Annotated in this window: 7 protein-coding genes and 1 pseudogene; 3 read left to right on the top strand and 5 right to left on the bottom strand. The window is 43.1% G+C overall.

The genetic code is table 11. The features are described from left to right. A pseudogene (locus ACKTT2_RS01615) lies at positions 1 to 581 on the top strand (tetratricopeptide repeat protein); the annotation flags it as partial. A 266-nt stretch (positions 582 to 847) separates the two neighbouring features. After that, positions 848 to 1,837: a GTP 3',8-cyclase MoaA gene (gene moaA / locus ACKTT2_RS01610; protein WP_407883290.1), complete on the top strand. Its 990-nt coding sequence runs from the start codon at positions 848 to 850 to the stop codon at positions 1,835 to 1,837. Positions 1,838 to 1,904: 67 nt separating this feature from the next. On the opposite strand, the gene rpsD is transcribed toward moaA, so the two are convergent. Then, a complete protein-coding gene (rpsD, locus tag ACKTT2_RS01605; RefSeq protein ID WP_407883288.1) occupies positions 1,905 to 2,513 on the bottom strand; it encodes a 30S ribosomal protein S4 in 609 nt (202 codons plus the stop codon). 219 nt (positions 2,514 to 2,732) lie between these two features. Here rpsD and ACKTT2_RS01600 point away from each other — a divergent pair, with 219 nt between their 5' ends. Next, entirely contained in the window at positions 2,733 to 3,395 is a 663-nt protein-coding gene (locus ACKTT2_RS01600) for a hypothetical protein (protein ID WP_407883286.1), read from the top strand. 128 nt (positions 3,396 to 3,523) lie between these two features. Here the strand turns inward: ACKTT2_RS01600 and hetR are convergent, their stop codons facing one another. The 4 genes from hetR to ACKTT2_RS01580 form a co-directional block, all read right to left on the bottom strand. Next, the gene (hetR, locus tag ACKTT2_RS01595; protein WP_407883284.1) at positions 3,524 to 4,423 is read right to left on the bottom strand and encodes a heterocyst differentiation master regulator HetR; all 900 of its coding nucleotides are present in this window, start codon (positions 4,421 to 4,423) and stop codon (positions 3,524 to 3,526) included. 1,249 nt (positions 4,424 to 5,672) lie between these two features. Continuing rightward, entirely contained in the window at positions 5,673 to 7,574 is a 1,902-nt protein-coding gene (locus ACKTT2_RS01590) for an EamA family transporter (protein ID WP_407883282.1), read from the bottom strand. Positions 7,575 to 7,780: 206 nt separating this feature from the next. Then, complete coding sequence (locus ACKTT2_RS01585; protein ID WP_407883280.1) at positions 7,781 to 9,043, bottom strand: inorganic phosphate transporter; 1,263 nt, start codon at positions 9,041 to 9,043, stop codon at positions 7,781 to 7,783. Between the two features lie 104 nt (positions 9,044 to 9,147). Further along, on the bottom strand, positions 9,148 to 9,665 hold a 518-nt coding region (locus tag ACKTT2_RS01580), incomplete at its 5' end, for a zinc-binding dehydrogenase (RefSeq protein ID WP_407883278.1).

Genomic DNA, 9,665 nt, shown 5'->3' with positions numbered 1-9,665 from the left:
CCAACCAATGGTACTGGATGGCTGGTTGCTACGCACAATGGGGTAAGTACGAGCCAGCCATTGAATGCGAGAATCAAAACTTAGCCTTGCGTCAGCAATTGGATGACCAAATAGGTAAGGAAAATCTAGCTTATGATTACACAACTCTCGGTTTACTCTACTCAGAACGCCTGCGCCTTCGACCCAGTAACGACTCATCAAGACAGGAACAAATAAATCAGTTCGAGCAACACTACCTTACTGGCTTAACTTATCTTACCGAACTAGGACAAACAGCTGATAGAGCGGATGAAGCTCTCGATATGGCTCGTGGTTACCTGGAAGTGGAAGCTCTGGAAAATCTCGATCGCGCCCAAGAAATTGCCCAAGAATGCCTGCAAATCTTTGATGAATACAACCGTTACAAACAAAAAGCTGTAGCACTAAAGTTGTTAGGCGAAATTTACCTAAAACGAAGCCAGCAAAACTACCCAAATACATGGGCGATCTCTATCCAATTTTTGTCTGAAAGTCTGCAAATCTACCAAGAGTTAGATTTACATGACAAAGCAGGAGAAGTACAGCAGTTAATGCCTTCTTAAACCTGCGTAGGTAGGTTTTGCTTGTATAGCTATAATTTCATGAGACTGTACTCAATACAGGAGGCGGAGCCTCCACGAAGGCATTCCCAGGCGAAGCCTGGGAACGAGGTGAAGACAGCCACCGGATCGAGGTTGAAACTACGATTCGCAAATATTTTCAGCACGCGCTAGTCTAAAAGAAACTCAATAAATTTATACAGTAAGCAAGTATTTATAGCTTGACAAAAATAGTAGATTCTGCATAACTCTCTAAAGCTAGTAAAAATATGAACCAGGTAGATTACCTCCGGATTAGTTTAATAGACAGATGTAATTTTCGCTGCCAGTATTGTATGCCAGAGGGGTCGGAACTTGACTATATCCTCAAACAGCAGTTGCTGACAGATAAGGAATTACTGACTCTTATTAAAGAAGTTTTTATCCCCGTAGGATTTAATCGGTTTCGCTTAACAGGAGGGGAACCATTACTCCGTCCCCGCGTTGTGGATTTGGTTAGTGCGATCGCATCCCTCCCCCAAACCCAAGATCTTTCGATGACGACAAATGGCTTTTTGCTAGCTCCTATGGCACAAAGTCTTTACAATGCTGGCTTGCGCCGAATCAATATCAGTTTGGATTCCCTCGACCCAGCTACCTTTGACTCTATCATCGGGAATCGCGGACGGGGAAAATGGCAGCAGGTTTGGGATGGTATTCAAGCTGCTTATCGTGTAGGATTCGATCCCCTGAAATTAAATGTTGTGGCCATCCCCGATGTGAACGATCGCGAACTCTTGGATCTTGCCGCACTTACCATTGACAAACACTGGCACATCCGGTTCATAGAATTTATGCCTATTGGGAATTCAGAATTATTTGGGAATCGCGGTTGGATACCTTCTGAAGAGATTCGGCAACGCATTCGCGAACGATGGGGCTTGATAAATTCTCAAATTCGTGGTAATGGACCTGCTGATGTCTTTCAAATTCCGGGAGCAAAAGGGACGCTAGGGTTTATCAGCCAAATGTCGGAATGTTTTTGCGATCGCTGTAATCGAATGCGGCTTTCAGCTGATGGCTGGTTGCGTCCTTGCTTATTAAATGAAATCGGTCAACTTGACTTAAAAACGGCACTTCGCGAAGGAGTCAGTACAGCCGAGTTGCAAAATCGAGTCAGACACTTACTTGCTTTCAAGCCAGAAATCAACTTCAAACAGCGTTATTCAGGCACTGAAACTGGCAACTACACCCGCACTATGTCGCAAATAGGTGGCTAATTCTTTGTCACCGGTCACCGGTCACCATTCACTGGTCACCGGTCACTGGTCACTGGTCACTGGTCAATTAAGCTTGACGCGAGTAGTATTCCACCACAAGTAGTTCGTTAACTTGTAGCGCCACCCACTCACGCTCAATGACGCTGTTGACTTTACCAACCAACTTATTTTTGTCAAATTCCAAATGGCTGGGAAGGTTTGCTAAACCAGGGTATTGTAAGTTAGTTGTCACCAACTCTTTAGATCTTTCCCTGTCTCTCACCGAAATAACTTCTCCCGGACGGCACTGGTAACTGGGGATGTTAACCACGCGGCCATTAATTGTAACATGACCGTGGTTAACCAGCTGACGCGCTGCGGGAATTGTGGGAGCCATTCCCAAGCGGAAAACGGTGTTATCTAACCGCATCTCTAACAATTGCAGCAAAACTTGTCCGGTAGAACCGGTAACGCGCCTTGCTTTACGCACGTAACGCAGCAATTGCTTTTCCGTCAAACCATAGTTCATGCGGAGCTTTTGCTTTTCTTCTAACCGCACAGCATATTCAGAACGCTTTTTGCGGTTTTGACCGTGCTGTCCTGGTGGATAAGCACGTCTAGCACTTTTACGAGTTAATCCTGGCAAATCGCCTAAACGGCGTACAATCCTAAGACGAGGCCCTCTATATCGGGACATGAGTATCCTTGTTTCAATCCTGCTTAATATTACCCAAAGATATGATTATAGCCCTAAAAAGTCAAAACAATAAAGGATAAATGATAAATTTTTATGAAAAGTTTGTAAATCACACAAACTTAATTTTTTCAATCACTGCTCTTCTCAATTCATAATTCATAATTCATAATTCATAATTCTTTCTTGAGGTAGCATAGCGGTGGTGTTTGGAGAACGGAAATGCTAAAGAGAAAAAAACAAGCAATGAGACTGACAGTACCAGCGCTGACTATAGTTGGATGGCTGGCAATGATATCGCAAGGTATGGCTCTATCCCTGGGATCTAACTCTGCCCTAACTAATGCGCGAGATTTTCGGGGTTGTGCAGCGCGACTCCTGGGCGTGGGTATAGCGGCGGAAACAGTATCGCAAGCCTGTGCAGAAGCGCTAAGCCCTAGAGATTTAGGGAATTGCGTGTATAAAATTAAGCAAGAAACGCAAATCGAAGCCGCAACTGCACTACCAACTTGTAGACAAGCAAGGCGTCCTGAAGATTTAGCTACCTGTGTAGTTGGTATTAGTCGATACTCTCGTGAGGCGGTCGATCCAACAGTTTTAAGTTACTGCGGTCGCAGCTTGTTACCCGTGCGTTTTGCACAGTGTGTAGTAGGTTTGCGTACAGAAATTGACTTTTCAGCCATTCAAGCTTATGACCGCTGTATTGATGCTAGCGATCGCACAACTGGCTACTTACCTACTTTTATTCCGTCAACCTCTCAACCGGCGGAATTCAGACCGAATTATGAGTCTACTCCACTTCCACCAGGGGCTACCCCAACTCCTTCTCAGCCGCCCACCGTTCCACCAGCAACGGCTCCCGGTCCTTTAACTCCGGGTCAGTAAGATATTATTCAGTTATCAGTTATTCAGTTTTCACTGCCGACTGATAACTGTCTTACCATTCGGTTTGGCAATTCTTTCTTAGGAAAAACACTAAGACTGAATTGCGGTGACTGTTCGCCGATAACTGATTAGTCCTCTTTTTTTCCAAACACCATCTGTAAAATCATGGGGACACCACCATCTTGGTGATATTTATCTGCCCATGCGCGAATAACTTCATCCAACTCTTCCATTGCTTGTTCGTATTTCTCTGGAGGAATGTCCAGTTCTTCCAAAACCCGCATTGTGTTTGGTCGCCGTTCTGCCCAATCTCTCATCATCCGGAAGAATCGAGCTGTATCTTCCACCATGATGTATGTACGCTCTTGCTCGTCGGCGGGAGCGTAAAATGGACGGGTGAGCGCGTAGAAAGGCATTCCCCACGGAGAATCAATACGAGTTACGGTACCGGAGTAAAGCAAGCGGCGTTTGATATGCTCTGCTAGGGCTTCGCTCAATTCCATGCGATGCTCTTCTGGCAAATCTTCTTGCGATCGCTTGTGTAAAAATTCGATTAATTCCAAAAACTCGAATGAGGTAATCAACTGAGCATCAGGAAGGTTAGACGGCAGTTTTTGCTCGATTTGCTTCTTCTCTTCTGATGTCAAGCTGGTTCCTGGAATGCGGGATCTTCCCGGACGCCAGGGGTACTTTTCCATCCACACGTAGGGTAACTGAATGAGATAGCGCGGTTCCTGAGAACCTAGCATCTTGAGGAGTTTGCCCTCAGTCAGCGCTTGTCTGACTTCTTCAACAATAATTTTTACTCGTTTTGGCTCTAAGTGGTGTAAATGCCCTGTCATCCGCAGGTTTTGTCCCTGCTCTAGATAGGTCATGTAAATCGCACACTTAGCTGCCGTAGCGGCTGCGTCTAAAAATGCCCCATGCCTGTGCCCGCTTGTCCTCATGGCACTAAAGGCTAGATATAGCATGATCTGATCCATTGCACTGGGGCCAAGACGTTTGATCAGATCTACGTCGTTACTCATATTACAAACAGTTGAATAGCACGTTTACGAGTTTTCAGTCAACGAAAAAAGTAGCAGTAGCATACACCCGACTGATGGCGTTGGCATTACCTCAGTTCATCTATTATGCGTTAAGTGTGTGTAATGTTGGTAGTCATGGGTTAGAATTTTATTCCGTAACTCCAAGTATTGAATCAGAGCAAGGACTCTGAATCATATTGTTTCGCGCCACAGTATTGCAAGCATCAGCCTATACGAGGAGCGACTACCTATATTTCCACCGATTGCAGTGTTTATCAGGAAACTTGTACCAATTGGTTTGGTGTATTCCCTTACAATTAGGCAGAAATCACTCTTAGGAGTGAAAACATCAATGAACTCAAGGCTCGATTCGTATCGTTGCCTTTTGCCCCCTGCTATCTGCCTTTTCACACTATTTCAGCACAAAAGCTAAGATTTCAAGGAAGTATTCTCCCTTGAGTGCGGTTAGTTGCATCGGCCAAAACGAGTTGTCAGGCTAATGGATATTACTTTTTCCGAAGGAAAATTTATGATGAGAAATCGCGAATACCAGATAGTACTGGAATGACTTGAGGTGATTCAAAATGAGTCAATTCCCCTTCGCGTTAAGACATTGTTAAGAGTTGGCTTTACATATTTTTAGTTACCATCTTTAAAAAGGGAGTAGGGAGTAGGGACTCTTGAGTGGGAAGTGGAAAATACTCCTCTTTTACTATCGCACAACACGACACTCCAGAAACCACCTTGCTCAAAACTTTTGTTGATGTTTTGGCAATGCGGGAAACTTCCTTCCAAAAAGAGCGCAGAACTCCAATTAGGGTTATTTCCAAAGTTCAAAGTTCCTTCCTTAAGATCTACAATTTTTGATAATTCTACCAATAGCTACTAGTTAGATATGTTAGAGAAGATACAAAACAACAATTTATAAGTATCATTAAAATAATTTCAACAGATTACAATTATCTTTATACTCTTTTCAAAAAATATTATATTTCGTATTGCATAAATGTTACTTACACCCCTATGCTACCTCATTTCTAAATTAAGAGACATAAAAATTAAAAAACGCTTGAAATGATTACGTAGTATGATTTACAAGTTTTATTACCTTGGGAAAACTGAGTAAAAAAAAGGAGGGGTGTGGGGTTTGACCCCGCGTTCATTTGCGAACAATATTTCTCAGCGTCAGACATTTTTATGACTTTAAGTAAGGCTCAGTCGCGTCTTTTAGTTTCTTAAATTAATTAGGTCATTTCGTAGGTTTGATAAGATTTCTGACCTTTTCAAGACAAAGAGCGATAGTTCCGCAAGTCACGAATAACACGCCTAAAACTTGCTCAATTCCCAAAGTCTCTTGAATGATAAATCCAGCTAAAATTACGGTTAAAACTGGTACAATCGCACTAATGATGGCGGAGCGTGACGCACCAACTTTACGAACGCCAAAGTTATTGAACAAGTAACTACCAAGGGTTAGCACGCCCAAGAGAAAAGCACTTAACACCAGTTCTAGGAGGATAGTAGGGTTAATTTGAAGATTCCAATCAGCGGGTAAAGGTAACAATAAACCAACGAGCGACAGCACCATCATTGTGGCGAAGTTGATGAGTGTAAATGTCACTGGATGAACTTTAGTAGCAGATATACGCGAAAGGACGATATAGAAAGCAAAAGAAATTCCGGATGCGATCGCCGCAACGCTTCCCAATGGAGTATTTCCTACAGTACTGACAGCACCCGCCAGTACCAGTAATTCCCCTAAACCAATAGACGCAAAAGCACCAGTACTGAACAAAGTCAAGCGATCTCGGAACAACACCCAGGAAAATAACCCACTTAAAACGGGATACACAAAGAAAAGTGCGATCGCCATTCCAGTGGGGATTTGACCTATTGCAAGATAGATGAGTAATTGCGATAAAAACAAAAAGCACCCACTCACAAGCGACAAAATTAAAGATCGCTTTGCAGTGGGATGATTTGAATTTTTGCCAAATGAGTCAAACAAGAATTGCATATCATGCCAAACTCGTGGATGCAAAATAGGTGCCAAAAGCATCATAAGTGGAACAACCACAAGCATCCGCAACATTAAAAGCAACAAAGAATTTCCCAAATTTGGATATAAGAGACTTTGTACCTCAAAAACACCAAAAATTTGGGAACCAGGGTTAAAAATGACCTTGATGGCGACGTTGTATAGCGACGACGCAACCGTTGACAATACAACCAGCACTATACCAATTGCAGACAAAGATGAAATGCCAATTTGCCGAAATAAAGATTCCCTTGGTGTTGTCGATGCGTCTGGTACTGGTTCTGTTACAGTTGGAGGCGGTGCAGGCTCTACTGGCTCTGGTTCTGAAGACGTTACCGCTTCGCTTGTGAGGTTCTCATTAAAGGTTACAGATGCTGGAAACACAGTTTCCTGTGGTGGATTCACATCTAACTGCAACTTTGTAGGAGTTTCGATATAAGTTTGCGGTTGTGGAAGAATTGTTTCATCACCAGAACCAGCAGTTTCTTGAAGTACAGGTACAGTATTGCCAGATGTTGTTTGTAATTCTTGATGAAGACGATCCACCAACTCTGCTAAAATTGCTTCTCCCTGTTTCTGTTGACCTTGCATCCGGGCTAACTGCTGCGAAAGACTGCTTTGATAGTTTTTTAGATCTTGTTGAAGTGAATTGAATGTGGTAATCAGTGCATTATCCAAAGAGTTAAGAAGTTTAAAAGTATTTGGATTATTTTGCTCTGTTGTGCTTGGAATTGGTGTTGCAGTGGGTTCTTGACCGATTGCTGTTTGGGAAGCATTCTGCACCGCTTGATTTGTCAGCGTTTCCAAAGAGGATTGGAGTTGCAGAGATATATGGCTAGCTAAAACCTGAGATAGTTGACGAATCAATGCTTGCTGCTGAGAAATTTGCTGCTCTTGCTGTAGCTGTCCTTTCTCTTCTTGTAAATCTTGAATATCTTTGGTCAATCGCTCTTTATCGGCTTGCAACCGCTTCACATCCTCCTGTAGTGACTTGAGAACACCACGTTGAATGATTTGTAACTCCTCAGTAATTGCTCTCATAGCAGATTCTGCAGAGCCATATAGGTCGCCTTTTCCTCGCAAGTTATCTGGTCTTCTCTCAAATCGCCCCATTATGCTTTATCCTTTAATTCGTTTTCTAAAAATGCTTTTGGTGATTGGCGATTGGGGAACTCGGGGCCCCCTCTGGGGATAAGGGGCAATGGCGATTGGCGATTGGGTATTGGCGATTGGTGATTGAGTTGAGTATGTCTTTTTTAATCCCCAGTCCCCAGTCCCTAGTCCCTAGTCCCCAGTCCCCAGTCCCCAGTCCCCAGTCCCTAGTCCCCAGTCACCCAAGTGATAATGCCGAATAAAATAGCACAAATGCCTGCACTTAGGGGAACTGTGATGAGCCATGCTGCAGCAATCCCTTGGAGTGTTTTAAATTGAACCGACTTGGCATCTTTTACCAATCCAACGCCAACAACGCCACCGACGAGAGCATGAGAAGTGGAAACGGGTAACCCAATTCGGGACGCCAGTAAAATGGTGGTAGCAGTTGCTAGTTCAGCACAAAATCCACTACTGGGTTGCAAAGCAATGATACTTTCGCCTATGGTAGCAATCACTTTTTTACCCCAAACAGCTAAACCACCTACAATACCAACACCACCAATAACTAAAATCCATAGAGGAATATCAATACCATTTAGGGGTACTGTACCAGTTCGATTGATATAGACAATTGCTGCTAAAGGTGCTATGGCGTTACCGACATCATTAGAGCCATGAGCAAATGCTACAAAACAAGCACTTAAAAGTTGAAATCTTGCGAACAATTTTTCAACGGTATTTTGAAATTGAAGATTATTAGTTTGCTCCTTTTTCGTGTCTTCTAACTGTCGCCAACTATAGAACGTGAGACCGACGGCTGCTAATGCACCACTGGCTAAGGAAAGATCGTGGGCGGGTATTTTGAACCCAACTTGTGAAAGCAAAAAATTGGCCACTGGTTGAGTCACTGATGGTAAAACAATAATGCCAAAGACGCCTAGCAAAATTGCACTCAACCAAGGAATCCACTCGTTTAAAGGTATTAATGGGTTTGGTTTTTCTAGAATCCAATGCTTAATTCGACTGTAGAATAAAGCAGCGATCGCACCACTAATAATTGGGGTCACAATCCAGCCGAGAGTAATTCTTCCAATGGATGACCAATCAATAGCATTGACTCCTAAAGCCATCCAACTAAATCCGGCGATCGCACCTACAACTGCATGGGAAGAAGAGACAGGTAAACCTCGTGATGTGGCGATTTGCAACCACACTCCACAAGATATTAGAACTGTTAGCATTCCAGTCACTAATATTTGAGGAGCATTGACAAATAAAGCAGGATTGGCAATTTTTGTAGCAAGAGTTTGCGATACTTCTCGTCCAAAAAGGACTGCACCTGTAAATTCTAATATCCCGGCAATTATAAGTGCCTGTTTCAATGTCACAGCTTTAGAGCCTACTGATGTTCCCATGGAGTTGGCAACATCATTTGCTCCTAAATTCCATGCTAGGTAAAAGGCAAGAATTGTTACTAATATAAGCATTTTTGTTAGCTGTTGATTGTTAGTAGGGTGGGCAACGCCCACCAACATTAAATGGTGGGCATTGCCCACCCTACAAAAAACGGTAATTTTAGAGGAACCGATCTCTAATCATTAACTATCAAGATTTTGTAAGTTTCTGGAGTGGGCGCGATCGCTTTTTCTACGGCGGCTGATAAATCTTGTAGTGGAATGCGATCGCTAATCAAAGCTTGTACGTCAATGCGCTTGTTAAATACGATATCAACTGCTAAACTTTGTAATCGATATGATGAACTATAGCTACCCATCAAATCTATTTCTCTTCTATAAAGAAGGTTGGGATTAATGGGGATTTCTACTTCATCGGGGAATTCGGCAAAAAAGAGGATCTTACCACCTTTGCGGGTACAGTCAAGGGATTGGAAAAAAGCTTTTTCACTGGGAACCGCAAGCAGAGTCACATCAACCCCTAAACCATTGGTTAAGGCATGAATCTTTTCTGGTAAATTAGGATCGCGAGCATCAAACGCTGCTTCTGCTCCCACATTCAATGCTTTTTCCATTCTCGAAGGCAACAAGTCGGTAGCGATCGCTCTTGCTCCAAAATACTTCACCAACATGATAAACATCAACCCAATTGGAC

The organism is Scytonema hankhaensis NUACC26 (genome assembly GCF_045865695.1).
Taxonomy (GTDB): Bacteria; Cyanobacteriota; Cyanobacteriia; order Cyanobacteriales; family Nostocaceae; genus Scytonema.
This window is presented reverse-complemented; position numbering and strand designations above follow the sequence as displayed.

Bases quoted from the DNA above. Each gene is read 5' to 3' on its own strand.
- hetR (WP_407883284.1), bottom strand. From the start codon at position 4,423: ATGAGTAACGACGTAGATCTGATCAAACGTCTTGGCCCCAGTGCAATG.
- ACKTT2_RS01590 (WP_407883282.1), bottom strand. From the start codon at position 7,574: ATGGGGCGATTTGAGAGAAGACCAGATAACTTGCGAGGAAAAGGCGAC.
- ACKTT2_RS01600 (WP_407883286.1), top strand. From the start codon at position 2,733: ATGCTAAAGAGAAAAAAACAAGCAATGAGACTGACAGTACCAGCGCTG.
- moaA (WP_407883290.1), top strand. From the start codon at position 848: ATGAACCAGGTAGATTACCTCCGGATTAGTTTAATAGACAGATGTAAT.
- rpsD (WP_407883288.1), bottom strand. From the start codon at position 2,513: ATGTCCCGATATAGAGGGCCTCGTCTTAGGATTGTACGCCGTTTAGGC.
- ACKTT2_RS01585 (WP_407883280.1), bottom strand. From the start codon at position 9,043: ATGCTTATATTAGTAACAATTCTTGCCTTTTACCTAGCATGGAATTTA.